We start from the raw sequence: 20,479 nt of genomic DNA on the forward strand, positions 1-20,479 counted from the left end.
GAGCGCGCTTGCGCGCGATAGGCCTTGCCACAAGCCCCATCGCGCGCAAGCGCGCTCCCACATTTTTTTGTAATTCACGAAATAGCAACACCCATCTGCGCCAATGTCAGTGCTTCGCGTGTCCGGGTATTGGCACGATGCACACATCCGGCCCGGCATGCTTGTGTCTAATCCCCAGCGGAACACGAGGCAATGTCGGCAAGCATGCGTGCGCCCTTCTGCATCTATTACCTCCATCCGCTGCTCGCCGGCCCGATGACGGGGTGGAATGCGTGGATCGACCACGCCGCGGGCCTTGGCTTCCGGCAATTGCTTATCGCGCCACCGTTCGAGACCTCGCCCGCGGGTGACGTTTTCGTGACACGCGATTTCGATCGCATGAACCCTGCGCTGCAGGCAAATGGCGATGCGACCACCCGGCTGGAGCAACTGGCGAAGGCGTGCCGCGCTCGCAACCTCGAACTGTGGCTCGACTTGCCGCTCGACGAACTGGCCGCCGACGCACCCGTGCGCAACGAGAACCCCGGCTGGTTCCGCGCCGTGGCCACCGAGCACGGCACGCCGGACCCTCGCTGGACCCCGAGCGAAAGCGATAGTGCGCGTTGGCGCCTCAACGACCCCGATGTGGCGCAGGCCGCGACGCGATGGTGGGTAGATCGTTTGCGCAAGTGGGCGAAAGCGGGCGTGCTCGGTTTTCGCGTCATGCATCCGCAACGCCTGAAGGCGTCGTTGTGGAGGAGCCTGATCGACGGCGTGCACGCGGATTCGCCCGGCGTCGGCTTCGTGGCGTGGACACCGGGCGATACGCCGGATGACCTCGCCTCACTGCAAGGCGCAGGCTTCGATGCCGTGGTCAGTTCCTCCGCGTGGTGGGATTTCCGTGCGCCGTGGTTCGCCGAGGAGGCCGCGCGCCTGCAGGCCGTCGCGCCCGCGCTCGCGTGCACCGAGCAGCCGTTCGCCGCACGGCTCGGCGATGCGCTTGGCGAGGAGAACCAGCTTGACCATGCGTACCGCCGCGCCATCGCGTTTGCCGCGACATCACCCGCCGGCTGGCTCATGCCGATGGGCTTCGAGTACGCGGCGCACGATGCACTCGATCCCCGGCGTGGCTCGCCCATCACGCCGAGGGATATTGAAAGAACGGCCGCGGCCGATCTCACCGATACGGTGAGGGCCGCCAACAAGGCGGTGGGTGAAGACGTGCCCGCCGCACCCCGCGTCACCACCCATGGTGGCGTTGCCACCTTCCTCACGGTGGATGGCGCCGACCCCCGCACGGCACCCAGCGCGACGCTCACCCTCGTCAACGCCTCGCTCGATCGCGAAGCGCTGGTGGTGGCAGGCGATGCGCTGGCTGGTGCCGCCAGCCATTTCGCGCCCTGGACCACCCCGGATGGGCGCAAGGTATTCGACCAGGGAGATAGCGTGGTTCTCGATCCAGGTGCGGTACTCACCCTTACAGGCACGCCAGGCACGCCGGTGAAGCGCAAGCTCGGCGCGTCGGCGCAGAAAGACGCGCTCGCGGCGGCGACCAAGGCCCCGCGTGTCGCCGTTGAAAACGTGCAACCGACCGTCGACGGCGGCCAGTTCCCCGCCAAGCGCGTCGTCGGCCAGCCGGTGACCGTGACCGCGGATGTGTTCGTGGATGGCCACGAAGTGCTCGCCGCACGCCTGCGGTATCGCGCCGCGGACGAGAAGGCGTGGCGCGAAGTGGTCCTGGAGCCGGTCAACAACGATATCCACGCCGCGACATTCACGCCCACGCGTGTGGGCCGCCATGAGTTCCAGGTGGAAGCCTGGCGCGACCCGTATGGCAGCTACCACCACGAGCTTGAGGTGAAGCATGCCGCCGGCGTCAACGTGGCACTGGAGCTGGAAGAAGGCCGCCTGATGGTCGAGGCACGCGCGAAGGATACGACCGGGCCGAAAGCCAAGGCGCTGCGGAGCCTCGCGGCCACGGTGGCCAGGGCCGAAGGCGAGCAGCGCGTCGCACTGCTGCTCGCCGACAGCACCGTGGAGCTCATGGCTGTCACCGACCCGCGGACACGCTCGACGGTGACGCCGGCCTACGTGCTGGAAGTGGATCGCCGCGAGGCGATGTTCGCCAGCTGGTACGAGTTGTTCCCGCGCTCGATGACCGACGACAAGGCGAAGCACGGTACGTTCCGCAACACCATCGCGCGCTTGCCCGCCATCCGCGACATGGGCTTCGACGTGCTGTACTTCCCGCCGATCCACCCCATCGGCAAGGCGTTCCGCAAGGGCCCGAACAACACGCTTACACCGGGCCCCGACGACCCGGGCAGCCCCTACGCCATCGGCTCGCCCGATGGCGGCCATGATGCGATCCACCCGCAGCTGGGCACGCTGGACGATTTCCGCGCGCTGCGCGATGCCGCGCAGGCGCACGGCCTGGAGCTCGCGCTCGATTTCGCCATCCAGTGTTCGCCCGACCACCCGTGGTTGAAGGAGCACCCCGAGTGGTTCGACTGGCGCCCCGACGGCACCATCAAGTACGCGGAGAACCCGCCCAAGAAGTACCAGGACATCGTCAACGTCGATTTCTACGCCGACGGCGCCGTCCCCTCGTTGTGGCAGGCGCTGTGCGACGCCGTGCTGTTCTGGGCGGGGGAGGGCGTGCGCACGTTCCGCGTCGACAACCCCCATACCAAGCCGTTCCCGTTCTGGGAGTGGATGATCGCGCGGGTGCGTGCGAAATACCCCGATGCCCTGTTCCTGTCCGAGGCGTTCACGCGGCCGAAGCCGATGTACCGCCTGGCCAAGGTGGGCTTCAGCCAGTCGTACACCTACTTCACGTGGCGCAACTCGAAGCAGGAGTTCATCGACTACCTCACCGAACTGACGACTACGCCACCGAAGGATTTCTTCCGGCCCAACTTCTTCGTCAATACGCCGGACATCAACCCGTACTTCCTGCAGACCTCCGGGCGGCCGGGCTTCCTTATCCGCACCGCGCTGGCCACGACGCTCTCGGGCCTGTGGGGCATGTATTCGGGCTTCGAGATCTGCGAAGCCGCGCCCATGCCGGGCAAGGAGGAGTACCTGGATTCGGAGAAATACGAGATCCGCATCCGCGACTTCGACGCGCCCGGCAACATCGTGGCCGAGATCACCCAGCTCAACCATATCCGCCGCGCACACCCGGCGCTGCAGACGCACCTGGGCGTGCGCTTCCTGCCGGCGAGCAACGACCAGGTGCTGTTCTTCGAGAAGCGCGCGGGCGATGACATCGTGCTGGTGGCCATCAGCATGGACCCATACAACGCGCAAGCCGCCGACCTGACCCTGCCCGTGGGTGACTGGGGCTACGGGGCCGACGACGCGCTCGATATCCACGACCTCCTCCATACCCAACCCCTCGCCTGGCGCGGGCCCAACCAGCATGTGTGGCTTGGCCTCGGCCAGCCCTACGCGGTGTGGCATGTGCGCCTACCAGGAGTCTGATCGATGGCAACACGTGGCAAGGCACAGAAACCCTCGAAGGCCAAGGCACCGGAGTTTTCCAAGGATCCCCTGTGGTACAAGGACGCGATCATCTACCAGGTGCACCTGAAGTCGTATTTCGATTCCAACGACGACGGCGTGGGTGATTTCCAGGGCCTGATCGACAAGCTCGACTACATCGCGGACCTCGGCGTAAACACGCTGTGGCTGCTGCCGTTCTATCCCAGCCCGCGCCGCGACGATGGCTACGACATCGCCGAGTACAAGGCGGTGCACGAGGATTACGGCAAGCTGGGTGACGCCAAGCGCTTCATCGCCGAGGCACACAAGCGCGGCCTGCGCGTGATCACCGAGCTGGTCATCAACCACACCAGCGACCAGCACCCGTGGTTCCAGCGTGCCCGCCACGCGAAGAAGGGTTCCGCGGCGCGTAATTTCTACGTGTGGTCGGATACCGACCAGGCCTACGACGGCACGCGCATCATCTTCCTCGATACCGAGAAATCGAACTGGACCTGGGACCCCGTCGCCGGGCAGTACTTCTGGCACCGCTTCTTCTCCCACCAGCCCGACCTGAACTTCGACAACCCCGCGGTGCTCAAGGCGGTGATGGAAGTGATGCGGTTCTGGCTGGACATGGGCGTGGACGGCCTGCGCCTCGACGCTGTGCCGTACCTGATCGAGCGCGAAGGCACCAATAACGAGAATCTGCCCGAAACGCACGGCATCCTGAAGCTGATGCGTGCCGAGATCGACCAGCACTACCCCGACCGCATGCTGCTCGCCGAGGCCAACCAGTGGCCCGAAGATACGCAGGATTACTTCGGCGACGGCGACGAATGCCACATGGCGTTCCACTTCCCGCTGATGCCGCGCATGTACATGGCCATCGCGCGCGAAGACCGCTTCCCCATTACCGACATCATGCGGCAGACACCGGCCATCCCGGATAACTGCCAGTGGGCGATCTTCCTGCGCAACCATGACGAGCTCACGCTCGAGATGGTGACGGATAACGAGCGCGACTACTTGTGGCAAACCTATGCCGCCGACCGCCGCGCCCGCATCAACCTCGGTATCCGCCGGCGCCTGGCGCCGCTGCTGGAGCGCGACCGTCGCCGCATCGAACTGATGAACTCGCTGCTGCTGACCATGCCTGGCACGCCCGTGCTCTATTACGGCGACGAGATCGGCATGGGCGACAATATCCATCTCGGCGACCGCGATGGCGTGCGCACGCCCATGCAATGGTCGGTGGACCGCAACGGCGGTTTCTCCCGCGCCGACCCCGCCAGCCTCGTGCTGCCGCCCATCATGGATCCGCTCTATGGCTTCCAGGCGATCAACGTGGAGGCGCAGCAGCGCGACCCGCATTCGCTGCTGAACTGGACGCGGCGCATGCTTTCCGTGCGTAACCGTTACAAGGCCTTTGGCCGCGGCACGCTCAAGTTCCTTTACCCGGGCAACCGCAAGGTGCTTGCGTACCTGCGCCAGTTCGGCGACGAGCACGTGCTGTGCGTGGCGAACATGTCGCGCTCGCTGCAGGCGGTGGAACTGGACCTTGCCGCGTTCGACGGGCAGGTACCCGTGGATATCGTCGGCGGTACGTCGTTCCCGCCGGTGGGGCAGCTGCCGTACCTGATGACGGTGCCACCGTATGGGTTCTATGCGTTCCAGCTGCTGCCCGATGCGCAGATGCCGGACTGGCACGAAGTGCCGGCCGAGCCGCTGCCCGACTATGAAACCCTGGTGGTGCGCGGCGCGCTGGTGGAAGGCCCGGTCATGGAGCACCACCGCGGGGTCATCGAGAAGCAGGTGCTGCCGGGCTACCTTGGCGTGCGCCGCTGGTTCGCGGCGAAGGACCGTGGCGTCGAGTCGGTGCATGTCCTGTACGCCGCGCCGTGGCCCGACCGTGGCGACGACCTCATCCTGACCGAGGTGGAGGCGACCCTCGCCGATGGTGGCAAGGAGCGGTACAGCCTGCCGGTGGGCATCGCGTGGGAGGAGGACAACCCCACCGCGCGCGTGCAGCAGCTGGCGCTGGCGCGCGTGCGCCGCGGGCGCCGGATCGGCCTGCTCACCGACGGCTTCTCGCTACCGGAGTTCGCCACGGGCCTGTTGATCGGCCTGCGCGCCGGCACCGAGATCCCCGTGGCTGGCGGCACCGTGCGCTTCGAGAAAACGCCCGTCTTCGACGATACGCCGTTCGATTCGAGCATCGAAAGCCGCTGGCTTGCGGGCGAGCAGTCGAACAGTTCGATGATCCTCCACGACGCGGGCGTGCTTAAGCTGTTCCGCCGCACCTCCGCCGGCATCAACCCCGAAGTGGAAGTGGGCCGCTTCCTCACCGAGCACGGCTACGCCAACACCTCGCCCCTGCTGGGCGAAGTGGTGCGCGTGGGCGAGAACGGCGAGCGCACCACCATCGCGGTACTGCAGGGCTTCCTGCGCAACCAGGGCGATGCGTGGCGCTGGACGCTCGACTTCCTGCGCCGCAGCTACGACGAGTTCAGCCACTCGAACGACAGTGAACGCAAGGCCGAGCTTGAGGGCGGCTACGACGCGTTCGCGGCAGCCGTGGGCACGCGCCTTGGCGAGCTGCACGCCTTGCTGGCACAGTCCTTCGACATCCCTGCGTTCGATCCGGAAGAAGCGACCGCCGCGACGGCCGAGGGCTGGCGTGATGGCGTGCGTGCCCAGGTGGGCAGGGCGCTGCTCTCGGTCGATAACGTGAAGGAGCTGCCGAACGGCCTGCGCGCCGATGTCGAAGCCCTCCGCGGCCTTGCCGGCGCGCTCGAGGAACGCATTGGCCGGCTGGCGAAGGCGGGCAAGGGCGCCGTGCTCACCCGCATGCATGGTGACTTCCACCTCGGCCAGATCCTGGTCGTGCAGGATGACGCGTACATCATCGACTTCGAAGGCGAGCCGGCACGGTCGCTGGACGAGCGCCGCGCCAAGGGCACGCCGCTGCGCGACGTGGCCGGGTTCCTGCGCTCGCTGGATTACGCGGCGGCCATGGCCCGCCGCGGCGAAGACGGCCTTGCCCCGGTGGAAGACCCCGGCTTTGGTGATTTCCTGGCCCGTTTCCGCGAGCGCGCGTCGCGCGTGTTCCTGCAGGCATACCGCGCCGTGCTCGACGCCGCGCCCAGGCGCTGGGTCAGTAGCGATGCCCTGGCGCCCCTCATCGAGCTGTTCGTGATCGAGAAGGCGGCCTATGAAGTGAGCTACGAGGCGGCCAACCGCCCCGGCTGGCTGGACGTGCCGCTGCGCGGCCTGTTGCATGCCGCCGAAGGCGATACCGCGACCGAACTGGAGGAGGACACGTGACCGATCCGCGTAACCATGGCCTGGCCGACCGCGCCGCCGTCGACGCCCTTGTCGATGGCCGCCACGGCGATCCGTTCGCGCTGCTGGGCCCACACGAGGTGGAGGGCCGGCGCAGCGTCCGTACCTTGCAGCCCGGTGCCCTTGGCGTGGAGGCCATCGATGCGGACGGCCGCGTGCTGGCCGAACTGCACAAGGTGCACGACGGCGGCCTCTTCGCGGGCTTCGTCGACGGCGACGTGCCATACCGCCTCCGCGTGCGCTGGCCCTCGGCCTCGCACGAGACGCACGATGCCTACGGCTTCGGCACCTTGCTGGGCGACGACGACCTGGGCCGCCTTTCCGATGGCTCGCACATCGAGCTGTTCCGCTGCCTTGGCGCGCACCCTGTCACCATCGACGGCGTGCACGGCGTCCGCTTCGCCGTATGGGCGCCGAATGCCCAGCGGGTGAGCGTGGTGGGTGATTTCAACAGTTGGGATGGCCGGCGCTTCCCCATGCGCAAGCGCGTGCCGGCGGGTGTGTGGGAACTGTTCGTGCCCGGCCTGCTGGCCGGCGCGCGCTACAAATACGAAGTGTGGGGCGCTGACGGCTCGTTCACCCAGCGCGCCGACCCCGTGGCACTGGCGGCCGAGCTGCCGCCCGCCACGGCATCGATCGTGGCCGACCCCACGGCGTTCCGCTGGACCGATGACGAGTGGCTGCGCCGCCGTGGCAGCCTGCACCACGCCGGCTCGCCCATTTCCATCTACGAGCTGCACCCTGGCTCGTGGCTGCGCGGCAAGGATGGCGCGGACCTGCACTGGGACGAGATCGGCGAGCGGCTGATCCCGTACGTGGCGGGCATGGGCTTCTCGCACATCGAGCTGCTACCGGTCTCCGAGCACCCGTTCGGCGGCTCGTGGGGTTACCAGCCACTGGGGCAGTTCGCGCCGACGTCGCGCTTCGGCACGCCGGAGGCCTTTGCGCGCTTCGTCGACCGCTGCCATGAGGCCGGCATCGGCGTCATCGTCGACTGGGTGCCCGCGCACTTTCCCACCGATATCCATGGCCTGGCGCACTTCGATGGCACGCCGCTCTACGAGCACGCCGACCCGCGCGAAGGGTTCCACCAGGACTGGAACACGCTGATCTACAACCTCGGCCGCAACGAGGTATCGGCGTTCCTCGTGGCCAGCGCGCTGGCCTGGCTGGAACGTTTCCACATCGATGGCCTGCGCGTCGATGCCGTGGCGTCGATGCTCTACCGCGATTACTCGCGCAAGCACGGCGAGTGGGTGCCGAACATCCATGGCGGCCGCGAGAACCTCGAATCCATCGCGTTCCTGCGCCGCGTGAACCAGCTGGTGGCCGAGCGCCACCCGGATTGCATGACCATCGCCGAGGAATCCACGGCGTGGCCGGGCGTCACGAAGCCGGTGGGCGAGGGCGGCCTGGGCTTCACGTTCAAGTGGAACATGGGCTGGATGCATGATTCGCTCGAGTACATGTCGCGCGACCCGATCCACCGCCGCTACCACCACGGCGAAATGACCTTCAGCATGATTTACGCGTACTCGGAGAAGTACGTGCTGCCGCTGTCCCACGACGAGGTGGTGCACGGCAAGCGCTCGCTGCTGGGCCGCATGCCCGGCGATGAATGGCAGCGTTTTGCCAACCTGCGGGCCTACTACGGTTTCATGTGGGGCCACCCCGGCAAGAAGCTGCTGTTCACCGGCGGCGAGATCGCGCAGCCGCACGAGTGGAACCACGATGCCCAGATCGCCTGGGAACTGCTCGACGCGCCCCTGCACCTGGGCATGCAGAAGCTGGTCCGCGACCTCAACCGGTTCTTCGGCGAGGCGGCCGCCATGCACGCGTGGGATACCGATCCGCGCGGTTTCCGCTGGGTCATTGGCGACGATGCCGACCAGAGCGTGTTCGCGTGGCTGCGTTTCGCCGAGCACGGCCGCCCGGTGCTGGTCGTCAGCAACATGACGCCCGCGCCGCGGCACGGCTTCCGCATCGGCGTGCCCGAGGGTGGCCGGTGGCGCGAGGCCATCAACACCGACGCCAGCGAGTACGGCGGGTCCGGCATCGGCAACGAGGGCGAGCGCCATGCCCAGGACGTGCCGGCGCATGGGTTCGACCGCTCGCTGGTGCTCAGCCTGCCACCCCTTGCCACGCTGATGTTCGTGGCTGACTGACGAGGAACGCGATGCCCGCACTACCCGAACGCATGCAGTCCGGATCGCCGTATCCGCTCGGCGCCACCTGTGACGGCATGGGGACGAACTTCGCCGTGTTTTCCGCCCACGCGGAGCGCATCGAGCTATGCCTGTTCGACCCGTCCGGCAAGCGAGAGATCGCGCGCTACGACCTCCCCGAATGCACCGACGAGGTGTTCCATGGCTACCTGCCGCGCGTGCGCGGCGGCACCCTGTACGGCTTCCGCGCCCATGGCCCGTATGCGCCGGAGGAGGGCCACCGGTTCAACCCCAACAAGTTGTTGCTTGACCCCTACGCCCGGCTGCTGCACGGCCAGGTGCGCTGGTCGGATGCTTTGCACGGCTACCGCGTCTCGTCGCCGCGCGCCGACCTGTCGTTCGATCGCCGCGACAGCGCGGCCGCCATGCCCAAGGCGGTGGTGGTCGACGAGCCGATGCACTGGACCCAGGGCAACCGGCCGCATACGCCGTGGAACGAGACCATCGTCTACGAGACCCACCTGAAGGGATTCACCCGCAACCTCAAGCGCATCCGCCAGCACGAGCGGGGCACCTTCATCGCCCTGGCTGACCCCTACGTCATCGATTACCTGGTGAAGCTGGGTGTCACCGCGGTTGAACTGCTGCCGGTGCACGCGTTCCTGCAGGACCGCCGCCTCACCGAAATGAAGTTGCGCAACTACTGGGGCTACAACACCCTGGCGTTTTTCGCACCCGAGCCGGCCTACCTGGCCGAGGGCGCGCTCAACGAGATCCGCGCGGCGGTGCAGGCGCTGCATGCGGCGGGCATCGAGGTCATCCTCGACGTGGTCTACAACCACACCTGCGAAGGCAGCGAGCTCGGCACCACCATGTCGTTCCGCGGCCTGGACAACAAGAGCTACTACCGGCTCATGGCGGACAACCCGCGTTACTGCATCAACGACACCGGCACGGGCAACACGGTGAACACGGCCCACCCGCGCGTGCTGCAGCTGGTGATGGATTCGTTGCGCTACTGGGTGAACACGTTCCACGTCGATGGGTTCCGCTTCGACCTGGGGGTAAGCCTGGGCCGCGAGGAAAACGGCTTCGACCCGAACTGCGGCCTGTTCGACGCCATGCGCCAGGACCCGACGCTGGCCAACGTCAAGCTGATCTCCGAGCCGTGGGATATCGGCCCGGGTGGGTACCAGCTTGGCAACCACCCGCCGGGGTTCGGCGAATGGAACGGCAAGTTCCGCGACGACGTGCGCAAGTTCTGGAAGGGCGACTCGAACATGCGCGGCATCCTCGCGGGGCGCCTGCAGGCCTCGGGCGAGCTCTTCGACCACCACAAGCGCAAGCCGTGGGCCTCGGTCAACTTCCTCACCGCGCACGATGGCTTCACCCTCGAAGATCTGGTCAGCTACAACGACAAGCACAACATGGCCAACGGCGAGGATAACCGCGACGGTGGCAACGACAACGAAAGCTACAACCATGGCGTGGAAGGCCCGACGGATGACCCGGCCATCCGCGTCCAGCGCGACCGCGTGAAGCGCGCCATGCTGGCCACCCTGTTCTTCTCCCACGGCACGCCCATGCTGCTGGGCGGTGACGAGTTCGGCCGCACGCAGGACGGCAACAACAACGCCTACTGCCAGGACAACGAGATCTCCTGGTTCGACTGGAAGCTGGCGACCTCCGAGCGGGGCAAGGAGCTGACCGATTACGTGGGGCGGCTCACCCGGCTGCGCGAACAGCACCCCACGCTGCGCGCCGCGCACTTCCTTCGCGGCGACATGGAGGTGGTGCCGGGCATGCGCGAGGTGGCGTGGTTCGACGAAAGCGGCTCGGAGATGACCCAGGATACGTGGGGTTACACCGAAGGCCGCCTGCTGGCGCTGCGTCGCGCGCAGGCCTACGGTGAGAAGCGCGCCGATGTCACCCTCGTGATGATCAACGCCACGCCCGAGAAGCACGTGTTCCACCTGCCGCAGCCCGGGGTCGCGTGGCGCCGCCGCTGCGACAGTGCGAACCCCACCGCGCCCGAGGTGGCATGGGCCGAGCCGACCATCGAAGTCGAAGGGCGCAGCGTCGTGCTACTTGCCGCCACGGTACGGATGGAACAGGCATGAGCGGCACGTTCGTCCATGCCATGCCCTACGGCGCGAGGGCGCTGGGCGATGGCTCCACGCGGTTCCGCCTGTGGGCACCCGACCTCGACGCCGTGACCCTCGAATGCGAGGACGGCCATGCCGCGGCCATGCGCGCGCTCGACGATGGCTGGTTCGAATGCATCTGCCCGCGCGGCATCGGCAGCGCGTACCGCTTCCGGATCAGCGACGACCTGGCCGTGCCGGACCCGGCATCACGCCGCCAGCAGGCCGGCGACGTGCACGGCTACAGCGTGGTGGTGGATGCCGCCGACTACGCATGGCGGCATGCTGACTGGAAGGGCAGGCCATGGCGCGAGGTAGTGTTGTACGAGCTTCACGTCGGCACGCTGGGCGGGTTCAAGGGCGTGGAGGCGGCCTTGCCGCACCTCGCCGCGCTAGGCATCACCGCGGTGGAGCTGATGCCCATCGCCGAGTTCGCCGGCGAGCGGAACTGGGGTTACGACGGCGTGCTGCCGTACGCGCCGGCGGCGGCATACGGCACGCCCGATGAACTGAAGTCGCTCGTCGACACGGCGCATGGCCTGGGCCTCATGGTCTTCCTCGACGTGGTCTACAACCATTTCGGGCCGGAAGGTAACTACCTGCACGCCTATGCATCCGGCTTCTTCGATGGCGGTGCCGCCACGCCGTGGGGCTCGGCCATCGGCGTATCCACGCCGCAGGTGGGCGATTACTTCGTTCACAATGCGCTGTACTGGATCGAGGAATACCAGTTCGATGGCCTGCGCTTCGACGCCGTGCACGCCATCGGCAACCCCGGCTGGCTCGCCGCCCTGGCCGCGCGCGTGCACGCCGCCGTGGGCCCCGACCGCCACGTGCACCTGGTGCTGGAAAACGAAGCCAACCAGGCCAACCTGCTCGGCCGTGGCCGGTTCGACGCGCAGTGGAACGATGATTTCCACAATGCGCTGCACGTGTTGCTGACGGGCGAGCACGAAGGCTACTACGCGCATTACCAGCAGCCGATGGACAAGCTGCTGCGCAGCCTCCGCGAAGGCTTCGCGTTCCAGGGCGAGGCGTTCGCCGGCCGCCGCCGTGGCGAGCCCAGCGCGCACCTGCCGCCCGCGCGCTTCGTCAACTTCATCCAGAACCACGACCAGGTCGGCAACCGCGCGTTCGGCGACCGCCTGACGACACTGGTGGCGCCCGAGATCGTCGAGGCGGCGCTGGTGCTGCTGTTGCTCGCCCCCTTCGTCCCCATGCTGTTCATGGGCGAGGAGTGGGGCAGCACCACGCCGTTTCAGTTCTTCACCGATTTCCCCGACGAAGCCTTGCGCACCGCGGTGCGCGAAGGCCGGCGCAGGGAGTTCGCGGCGTTTGCCCATTTCGGCGGGGACGATATCCCCGACCCGGGCGACGAGCGGACGTTCCTTGCGTCGATCCCCGAGCGCGATGTCCACACCGGCGACGCGCGCATGGCGCTCGTGCAACGACTCATCGCGCTGCGGGCGAAGCACGTGGCGCCGCACATCGATGCGGCCACGAGCAGGCGTGCCGAAGCGCTGGGTGAAAAGGCCCTCGTCGCGTCGTGGTCGCTCGGCGGCGGCACGCTTACCCTGTACGTGAATTTTGGCGAGGCCGACGTGGCCATCGCCCAGCCCCCATCCCCGGCGGCGGCGTGGCTCCATGGCGACGCCGCCGACATCGCTTCCCTTTCGCGCGGCCTGCTACCGGCACGCCGCGCGCTCGCCTGCCTGGAGTCCTGACCGTGAACGCCCCCCTCGACGATCGCCTCGCGCTGCTGGCCGAACAAGCAGGCGTGGACGTGCACTGGCGTGATGCGCTGGATCGTCCCCAGTCGGTGCCCGCCGACACCTTGCGCGCGGTGCTGCGCGCGCTGGGCTTGCCGGCTGACAACGGCGATGACGTGGAAGCCAGCCTCGAACGGCTGGCCCAGGAACGGGCGGGGGCGAGCCTGCCGCGGCTCATCACCGCCGAGGCCGGTGCGCCCATCGAGGTGCCCGTGGCACCGCGTGGCCGCGCGTGGAAGCTGCTCGACGAACACGATGCGTTGATCGCCGAAGGCGAACTGCCCTCCAGCGACACGCGCCTGCCGCCGCTGCAGCAGCCGGGCTACTACACGCTGTACCTCGACGATGCCGAAGTGACCGTGGCCGTGGCACCGTCGCGCGCCTTCAGCGTGCGCGATATCCCCGGTGCGCACCGGCCATGGGGCATGGCGGTGCAGGTCTCGGGTTTGCGGCGCCCCTCCGATGGCGGTATCGGCGATTTCACCGCGCTATCGATCTGCGCGCGCGCCGCGGCGGAGAAGGGCGCCGACGCGCTTGCCATCAGCCCCGTGCACGCCTTGTTTGCCGCCGCGCCCGAACGCTACAGCCCGTACGCGCCGTCGAGCCGCCTGTTCCTCAATGGGCTTTACGTCGACCCGGTGCAGACCAGCAGCGAGCAGACGGTGCGTGCCGTGATCGATACGCACAACCTGCGCCAGGAGCTGGCCGAACTGGAATGGATGGAGCTCATCGACTGGCCGCGCGCCGCGCGTGCCCGCATGACCATCCTGCGCTCGGTCTACGAGTGGGCCTCGGTCGATTTCGCGCACGCCGAGCGCTTCGCCACGTTCCGCCGTGAACAGGGCGAGCCGCTGGAGCGGCATGCGCGTTTCGAAGCGTTGCATGCGGACTTCACCGCGCACGGCCGTCCTGGCGGCTGGCAGGGTTGGCCGGCGGCGTTCCATGACCCGGCAAGCCCCGAGGTGGCCTCGTTCGCGCGCGAGCATTCGCGCGAGGTGGGTTTCCATGCCTGGCTGCAGTGGCTCGCCGCGCAAGGGTTGTCGGGCGCGCAGAAAGCGGCGCGCGACGCGGGCATGAAGATCGGCCTCATCGCCGACCTCGCCGTCGGCGCGGATTCCGGCGGCAGCCACGCGTGGGCCCACCAGGCCGAAGTGCTGAAGGGCCTGTCGGTGGGCGCGCCACCGGACGCGCTCAACCGGCTCGGCCAGGACTGGGGCCTCACCACGTTCTCGCCGCGCGGCTTGCGCGAAACCGGTTTCCGCGGCTTCATCGGCATGCTGCGCGCCGCGCTGGCGTACGCGGGCGGTGTCCGCATCGACCACATCCTGGGCCTGAAGCGCCTGTGGATGGTGCCGCACGGCGCGGGCGCCACCGAGGGCGCCTACGTGCGCTACCCGCTGCAGGACCTGCTCCGCCTCATCGCGCTCGAAAGCCACCTGCACCGCGCGGTGGTGATCGGCGAGGACCTGGGCACGGTGCCCTCGGATTTCCGCCAGGCCATTGGCGAGAAATGCGTGCTCGGTATCCGCGTGCTGTGGTTCGAGCGCGCGGAGGATGGCGGCTTCGTGTCGCCGCGCGAGTGGTCGGATACCGCGATGGCCACGACGAGCACGCACGACGTGCCTACCGTGGCCGGCTGGTGGAGCGGGCGTGACATTGAATGGCGCAAGCGCACCGGCCTCGATGATCCCAACGTGGACGAGGCCGCGCAGCGCGAGGTGGACCGCCACCGCCTGTGGAGCGCGATGTACGCTTCCAACTCCGCGTACAACGCCGAAGCGCCGCCCGCCCCGGACGATATCTCGCCCGTGGTGGTGGCGGCCGCCAAGCATGTGGCGCAGGCACCCGCGCCCATCGCCATCTTCCCCGTGGAGGATGTGCTCGGCCTGCACGAGCAGCCCAACCTGCCGGGCCCCACCGACGCCGTGCACCCGAACTGGCGCCGCCGCATGCCGGATTCCTCGTCGCGGCTGTTCGACGGCCCCATCGCCCACGCGGTCGCGGCCGCCATCGACCAGACCCGGAACCGCACGTGAGCCCACCGCGTTCGCTGGCCCGCCTGCAATTCCATGCGGGCTTCACCCTCGACGATGCCGTCGGCGTCGTCGGGTACTACGCGCGCATGGGCATCAGCCACCTTTACGCATCGCCCATCCTGCGCGCCCGCCGCGGTTCCACGCACGGTTACGACGTGGTCGACTGCAACGAGGTGAACCCGGAGATCGGCGGCGAGGAGGCGCTGCGCCGCCTCGTCGCCTCGCTGCGCGAGCACGGCATGGGCCTCATCGTCGACATCGTGCCCAACCACATGGGCGTGGGCAGCGAAAACGCCTGGTGGATGGATGTGCTGCGGCATGGGCGCGAAAGCCGCTACGCCAACCATTTCGACATCGATTGGCTCGCGCCGGATCCGCTGGTGCGCGGTCGCCTGCTGCTACCGATCCTCGGGGCCGGCTACGACCTAACGTTGCGCGAAGGCCACCTGCGCCTGGGCAAGCGCCGTGGCGAGTGGGTGCTGCGCCTGTACGACGATTACCTGCCGTTGTCGCCGGAGACGGCGGCGGCGCTAGCCGATGACGCGGAGCGCACGCACGACGCGAAGACCGACGAGGGCAGGGCACGGCTGCATGCGCTGATCGAGAAGCAGCATTACCGGCTCGCGTTCTGGAAACTCGCCAGCGACATGGTGAATTACCGCCGCTTCTTCGACATCAACGAACTTGCCGGCCTGCGCATCGAGCGCACGGCGGTGTTCGAGGATACGCACCGCACCCTTTTCCGGCTGTACGCCGAGGGCCTTATCGACGGGGTGCGCTGTGACCACGTCGATGGCCTTGCCGATCCGCGCCGCTATTGCCGCCAGTTGCGCCATCGCCTCGACCGGCTGCGCACGCAGCGGCCCGCCGGTGCGCCCCGCGATGGCGCGTACGTGGTGGTGGAGAAGATCCTGGCCGAGGACGAAACCCTGCGGCTCGACTGGCGCACCGACGGCACCACCGGTTACGAATTCATGGACCAGGTGTCCGCGGTGCTGCACGACGAAGGCGGGGAAGCGCCGCTCACCGATTTGTGGCGCCGCCTCACCGGCGATGCCTCGGATTTCGCAACGCAGGCGGTGAACGCGCGCAGGCAGATCCTGGTCGACAGTTTCGAAACCGAGCTGGACCGCACGGCCCGCGCGCTGTTCGCGGCGGCGCGTGCGGACGTGGCCACCCGCGATGTCTCGCAGTCCGCGATACGCCGCGTGCTGGGCGAGCTGCTCGTGCATTTCCCCGTGTACCGCACCTATGCGGGCGGCGCGGGCCGCGACGCGTTCGACGAAGCCGTGTTCGCGCGCGCCGTGGAAGGTGCCCTGCGCACCATCCGCCTCGAGGACGCCGACCTGCTGCACCTAGTCGCCGGCTGGTTGGGCGGCGAGGCACCGCGCTCGCTGCCACCGGGCCCCGTGCGCCGCGCACGCGAGCGCGCTATCGCCGTCTTCCAGCAGGCGACATCGCCCGTCGCGGCGAAGGCCGTGGAAGATACGGCGGGCTACCGTTATGGCCGCCTGCTATCGCGTAACGAAGTCGGCGTGGACGCCGCGCGGCTGGCTATCCCGGCGGAAACCTTCCACGCCCACGCCGCGCAGCGCCAGGCCACGTTCCCGCACAACCTGCTCGCGACGGCCACCCACGACCACAAGCGCGGGGAAGACCTGCGCGCACGCCTGGCGGTGCTGTCGGAGGTGGCGGAGCGCTGGGTGATCACCGTGGAGCGGTGGCGCACGCGGCATGCCGATCTACGCCAGCGCGCCGATGGCCGCATGGCGCCCTCGGCCTCCGACGAGGTGATGCTTTACCAGATGCTGGTGGGTGCCTGGCCCCTGAGCCTGGCGCCCAACGATGACGACGGCATCGAGCGGTTCGCCACGCGTGTCGCGGCCTGGCAGCGCAAGGCCCTGCGCGAGGCCAAGCGTTGGACGCGATGGACCTCGCCCAACGAGCCGTACGAGGACGCTTGTGAGGACTTCCTCAGGGCGATGCTCTCCGGCGGTGCTGCCGAAGAGATCCACGCCTTCGCCGAATACATCGCCACGCCAGGCGCGGCCAACGGCCTCGCCCAGGCGGTGCTGCGCCTGACGACGCCCGGCGTGCCAGACCTCTACCAGGGCACGGACTACTGGGATTTCAGCCTGGTCGACCCCGATAACCGCCGGCCTGTCGATTTCCTCGCCCGCTCCGCCTCGCTGGAGCGCGACCCCTCGCCGGTCGAGGCGCTGGCCACCTGGCGCGACGGGGCCATCAAGCAAGGGGTGATCATGCGGCTGCTCTGCGCCCGCAAGGGCCACCCGGAGCTGTTCGCGCGGGGCGCCTACCGGCCGCTGGAGGCCACGGGCCCCGCGGCGGGCAAGGTACTGGCCTTCGTGCGCGAGCACCGCGGCCAGAAGCTCGTCGTGGCCGTGGGCCGCCACCTGGCGCCCTGGCTGGCGGGCAGCTCCGCGCCGGCGATACCGGCGGATCGCTGGCAAGGCACCACGCTGGAGCTGCCGCCCGGCAAGTGGAGCAGCCTGCTGGATATCGGGAAGCGGGACGGGGGCGTGGTGCCCCTGGCCGAGCTGATGGGCGAGTTGCCCGTGGCTGCCTGGCTCTCGTCAAAGTAGGAGCCCACCCCCGTGGGCGACAGCTTTTCGCGAAACCCTGTCGCCCACGGGGTGGGCTCCTACACGAAGCCGCTAGCCCCCAGCGCGCGCACCAGCGCGATGTAATCGCGCATCGCCTGCTCCCGGGTGGTGCCGCGCAAGGTGGCCCAGGCCTCGTACTTGGCCGTGCCCACGAAATCGAAGAAGCCGGGCTTGTCGCCGTGGACGTCGCCCTCGGCGCCCTGCTTGTATAGGGCGTAGATGCGCAGCAGGGTGTCGTTGTCCGGCCGGTGCCCCAGCCGGGTGATGTCCAGCGATGCCTGTTCGAACTGGCTCTGGAGATCGTCAGGCATGGGGCGGGCGCGTCGTGGTGCGGGAAGGTTGGGGGCTTGTAGCATGCGTCCCGGGGGCTGTCCATCGGAACCGCCACCCGTGGCCTCGGGTATCATGCGGGTTTCCAGACCGAGGTTCCCCATGGCCCACGCCCCCGTCCCCGTCCTCACCATCGACGGCCCCTCGGGCTCCGGCAAGGGCACCATCAGCCGCCTCGTCGCCGACCAGCTCGGCTGGCGCATGCTCGACTCGGGCGCCCTCTACCGGGCCGTGGGCTACGCGGCCGGTGCCGCGGGCATCGATCTCTCCGACGTGGATGCCGTCACCCGCTGCGCCCAGACCGTGAAGATCCGCTTCCAGCCCAGCCAGGACGGGGGCGAGACCCACGTGCTGGTCAACGGCCACGACGCCACCGACGAACTACGCACGGAAACGGCAGGGGCGGCCGCCTCGGCCATCGCCGTCATCCCCTCGGTCCGGCAGGCCCTGGTCGACCTGCAGCTGGCTTTCCGCAAGGCCCCGGGGCTGGTCGCCGACGGCCGCGACATGGGCACGGTGATTTTCCCCGATGCCCCCTTCAAGGTGTTCCTCACGGCCAGCGCGGCCGAACGCGCGAAAAGGCGCTATAAGCAGTTGAAGGATAAGGGGCTCAGCGTTACACTTGCAGGCCTCCAACGGGAAATCGAGGCGCGCGACGAGCGGGATGCGTCGCGGCCGGTCGCCCCGTTGAAGCCCGCCACGGGCGCCGTCGTCATCGATACGACAGGCATGCCCATCGAGGCGGTGGTGGCAAAGGTATTCGCCGTGGTGCGTCCGTAAGGGGGCGCCCGGCACATCGCCCACGCAGTTGCGCGTGGGTTCTTGGTAACGGTGCGCAAGCACCCACAACCGGTGGGTCCCCCGTCCGCTCGCGTCAATGATGTTCGCGTGCGCCGGGTACGGCCTTTCATAACCCTGGAATCAACATGACTGAAAGTTTTGCCGAACTGTTTGAACAAAGCCAGCAGGCTATCTCGAAGCTGAAGCCCGGCTCGATCGTCACCGGTATCGTTGTGGAAATCCGCAACGACGTCGTGGTGATCAACGCTGGCCTGAAGAGCGAAGGCATTGTTCCGATCGAGCAGTTCAAGGACGAGAACGGTGCCCTCGAAGTAGAGGTGGGTGACGAAGTCAAGGTCGCGCTCGACGCGCTCGAAGACGGCTTCGGCGAAACCAAGCTCTCCCGCGAGAAGGCCAAGCGTTCGATGGTGTGGGACGACCTCGAGCAGGCGTTCGACAAGGAAGAGACCATCACCGGCAAGATCTCCGGCAAGGTCAAGGGCGGCTTCACGGTCGATATCAAGGATGTCCGCGCGTTCCTGCCGGGCTCCCTCGTCGACGTGCGTCCGGTCCGCGACCCGGTCTACCTCGAGGGCAAGGACCTCGAGTTCAAGATCATCAAGCTCGACCGCAAGCGCAACAACGTGGTCGTCAGCCGCCGCGCCGTCGTCGAGACCGAGTTCTCCGAAGAGCGCGAGAAGCTGCTCGAGCGCCTCACCGAGGGCGCGGTCGTCAAGGGCGTGGTCAAGAACCTCACCGATTACGGCGCGTTCGTCGACCTCGGCGGCATCGATGGCCTGCTCCACATCACCGACATGGCGTGGAAGCGTGTTCGCCACCCGTCGGAAGTCGTCAACGTCGGCGACGAGCTCGATGTGCGCGTGCTGAAGTACGACCGCGAGCGCAACCGCGTCTCGCTCGGCCTCAAGCAGCTCGGCGACGACCCGTGGGTCGCCATCGCCCGCCGCTACCCGGTCGGTAGCCGCCTGTTCGGCAAGGTCTCCAACGTCACCGATTACGGCTGCTTCGTCGAGATCGAGCCGGGCGTCGAAGGCCTGGTGCACGTCTCCGAAATGGACTGGACCAACAAGAACGTCAACCCGGCCAAGGTGGTGCAGGTCGGTGACGAGACCGAGGTCATGGTCCTGGACGTGGATGAAGAGCGTCGCCGCATCTCGCTGGGTATCAAGCAGACCCGCTCGAACCCGTGGGAAGCCTTCGCCGCCATGCACAAGAAGGGCGACAAGGTGTCGGGCCAGATCAAGTCGATCACCGACTTCGGCATCTTCATCGGCCTGGAAGGCGGCATCGACGGCCTCGTCCACCTGTCCGACATCTCGTGGCAGGCCTCGGGTGAAGACCTCGTCCGCAACTTCAAGAAGGGCGACGAAGTCGAAGCCGTGGTGCTCGCCGTGGATCCGGAGCGTGAGCGCATCTCGCTTGGCATCAAGCAGATGGAGCAGGATCCGTTCGGCCAGTTCATGGCCACCAACCCGCGCGGCACGATCCTTAACGGCACCGTCAAGGAAGTGGACGCCAAGGGTGCGGTGATCGACCTGGGCGAAGGCGTCGAGGGCTACCTGCGTGCCAACGACATCGCCAAGGAACGCGTCGACGACGCCACCCAGCACCTGAAGGTGGGCGATGCGGTCGAAGCGAAGTTCACCGGCATGGATCGCAAGGGCCGCCAGCTGCAGCTGTCGATCCGCGCGAAGGACGAGGAAGAGCTGGCCGATACGATGGCCGACTACCAGTCCGCCGCCGGCGGTACGACGAAGCTCGGCGCGCTCCTCAAGGAGCAGATGAACAAGGCCGACTAAA

General features: G+C 67.9%; 10 protein-coding genes. 9 read left to right on the top strand and 1 reads right to left on the bottom strand.

Features of this window, described 5'->3' with window-relative positions; translation table 11 throughout:
- The first annotated feature begins 204 nt into the window (after nucleotides 1-204).
- From VI08_RS11350 to treY, 7 genes are read left to right on the top strand one after another with little or no spacing between them, the layout of a single operon-like run.
- Nucleotides 205-3,465 (top strand): maltotransferase domain-containing protein, encoded by a 3,261-nt coding sequence (locus tag VI08_RS11350; protein ID WP_232309532.1) that lies wholly within the window; start codon nucleotides 205-207, stop codon nucleotides 3,463-3,465.
- A gap of 3 nt (nucleotides 3,466-3,468) precedes the next feature.
- Nucleotides 3,469-6,792, top strand: coding sequence for a maltose alpha-D-glucosyltransferase (treS, locus tag VI08_RS11355; protein WP_045829711.1), 3,324 nt, complete (start codon nucleotides 3,469-3,471; stop codon nucleotides 6,790-6,792).
- Nucleotides 6,789-8,975 (top strand): 1,4-alpha-glucan branching protein GlgB, encoded by a 2,187-nt coding sequence (gene glgB / locus VI08_RS11360; RefSeq protein ID WP_084621458.1) that lies wholly within the window; start codon nucleotides 6,789-6,791, stop codon nucleotides 8,973-8,975. Before treS ends, glgB begins: the two co-directional genes overlap by 4 nt.
- An 11-nt stretch (nucleotides 8,976-8,986) precedes the next feature.
- Nucleotides 8,987-11,095, top strand: coding sequence for a glycogen debranching protein GlgX (gene glgX, locus VI08_RS11365; protein ID WP_045829712.1), 2,109 nt, complete (start codon nucleotides 8,987-8,989; stop codon nucleotides 11,093-11,095).
- Nucleotides 11,092-12,843 (top strand): malto-oligosyltrehalose trehalohydrolase, encoded by a 1,752-nt coding sequence (gene treZ, locus VI08_RS11370; protein WP_045829713.1) that lies wholly within the window; start codon nucleotides 11,092-11,094, stop codon nucleotides 12,841-12,843. Before glgX ends, treZ begins: the two co-directional genes overlap by 4 nt.
- A gap of 2 nt (nucleotides 12,844-12,845) precedes the next feature.
- Complete coding sequence (gene malQ, locus VI08_RS11375; protein WP_198148927.1) at nucleotides 12,846-14,924, top strand: 4-alpha-glucanotransferase; 2,079 nt, start codon at nucleotides 12,846-12,848, stop codon at nucleotides 14,922-14,924.
- Nucleotides 14,921-17,527, top strand: a complete 2,607-nt coding sequence (gene treY / locus VI08_RS11380) for a malto-oligosyltrehalose synthase (RefSeq protein WP_045829714.1) — start codon at nucleotides 14,921-14,923, stop codon at nucleotides 17,525-17,527. The genes malQ and treY overlap by 4 nt, the downstream gene beginning before the upstream one ends.
- A gap of 59 nt (nucleotides 17,528-17,586) precedes the next feature.
- Here the strand turns inward: treY and VI08_RS11385 are convergent, their stop codons facing one another.
- A complete protein-coding gene (locus tag VI08_RS11385) occupies nucleotides 17,587-17,859 on the bottom strand; it encodes an acyl-CoA-binding protein (RefSeq protein WP_045829715.1) in 273 nt (90 codons plus the stop codon).
- A gap of 121 nt (nucleotides 17,860-17,980) precedes the next feature.
- Here VI08_RS11385 and cmk point away from each other — a divergent pair, with 121 nt between their 5' ends.
- Nucleotides 17,981-18,658: a (d)CMP kinase gene (gene cmk, locus VI08_RS11390; RefSeq protein ID WP_084621459.1), complete on the top strand. Its 678-nt coding sequence runs from the start codon at nucleotides 17,981-17,983 to the stop codon at nucleotides 18,656-18,658.
- 146 nt (nucleotides 18,659-18,804) lie between these two features.
- Nucleotides 18,805-20,478 (top strand): 30S ribosomal protein S1, encoded by a 1,674-nt coding sequence (rpsA, locus tag VI08_RS11395; protein ID WP_045829716.1) that lies wholly within the window; start codon nucleotides 18,805-18,807, stop codon nucleotides 20,476-20,478.
- The last annotated feature ends 1 nt before the right edge of the window (nucleotide 20,479 follow it).

It is taken from the genome of Luteibacter yeojuensis (genome assembly GCF_000964085.1).
GTDB lineage: Bacteria > Pseudomonadota > Gammaproteobacteria > Xanthomonadales > Rhodanobacteraceae > Luteibacter > Luteibacter yeojuensis_A.

Coding starts and splice junctions, on each gene's coding strand:
- VI08_RS11350 (WP_232309532.1), top strand. CDS start 205: ATGCGTGCGCCCTTCTGCATCTATTACCTCCATCCGCTGCTCGCCGGC.
- treS (WP_045829711.1), top strand. CDS start 3,469: ATGGCAACACGTGGCAAGGCACAGAAACCCTCGAAGGCCAAGGCACCG.
- glgX (WP_045829712.1), top strand. CDS start 8,987: ATGCCCGCACTACCCGAACGCATGCAGTCCGGATCGCCGTATCCGCTC.
- treZ (WP_045829713.1), top strand. CDS start 11,092: ATGAGCGGCACGTTCGTCCATGCCATGCCCTACGGCGCGAGGGCGCTG.
- VI08_RS11385 (WP_045829715.1), bottom strand. CDS start 17,859: ATGCCTGACGATCTCCAGAGCCAGTTCGAACAGGCATCGCTGGACATC.
- cmk (WP_084621459.1), top strand. CDS start 17,981: ATGGCCCACGCCCCCGTCCCCGTCCTCACCATCGACGGCCCCTCGGGC.
- rpsA (WP_045829716.1), top strand. CDS start 18,805: ATGACTGAAAGTTTTGCCGAACTGTTTGAACAAAGCCAGCAGGCTATC.